The sequence below is a fragment of the Planctomonas deserti genome (assembly GCF_003067705.1).
GTDB classification, from domain to species: Bacteria; Actinomycetota; Actinomycetes; order Actinomycetales; family Microbacteriaceae; genus Planctomonas; species Planctomonas deserti.
Window position 1 is genome coordinate 1 of record NZ_QANL01000096.1, and the last position, 622, is coordinate 622.

At 67.4% G+C, this 622-nt stretch carries 1 protein-coding gene; it reads left to right on the top strand.

All coding sequences use genetic code 11. The features are described 5' to 3' along the window. Positions 1-622, top strand: a 622-nt coding sequence (locus DAI20_RS19725; RefSeq protein ID WP_159085145.1) for a TonB-dependent receptor domain-containing protein, incomplete at both ends; no start/stop codon positions are given.

Consider the following 622-nt stretch of genomic DNA (forward strand, 5'->3'; position numbering starts at 1 on the left):
GCTGACCGACCCGACCGTACCGTCGCCCAACGGCGCACCGTTCTCCGAACAGGTACAGACGCCGCGCCTCAACCGCCTGGGCGGCATGGTCAACCTGCAGTTCGAGACCGGCGCGCACACCTTCACTGCCGGTTTCTGGCAGGAGAAGAGCAAGGCCGCGGCCAAGACCGAGTGGTACCAGCAGCCACTGCTGGGCGAGGGCCCGCCGCTGAAGGCCACCGGCCCGTTCGACGTGTACGGCCCCGCGTTCAAGACCGACAACGCATCGAGCTGGGTGACCCGCTCGCGCCAGTTCTACCTGCAGGACGACATCGTGCTGAACGACACGCTGAAGCTGGGTGTCGGCTTCAAGGCCGTGGACTTCCGCACCCGCGGTGGCGGCCTCGGTGATGCCAAGGACCGGCCGGTGAACGGCACGCTGCGCGCGAAGAGCAACTTCCTGCCGCACGTCTCGCTGTTCTGGAGCCCGACCGAATCCACCGATGTCTTCATCGACCTGGCCAACACCATGAACGGCTACCGCGTGGCCCAGCGCGGCAACATCGGCTACACCGCCTCCGCGTGGACCATCACCGACCAGGAAGAGTTCGACCGCGTGGCCGGCACGCTGCGCCCGGAGAAG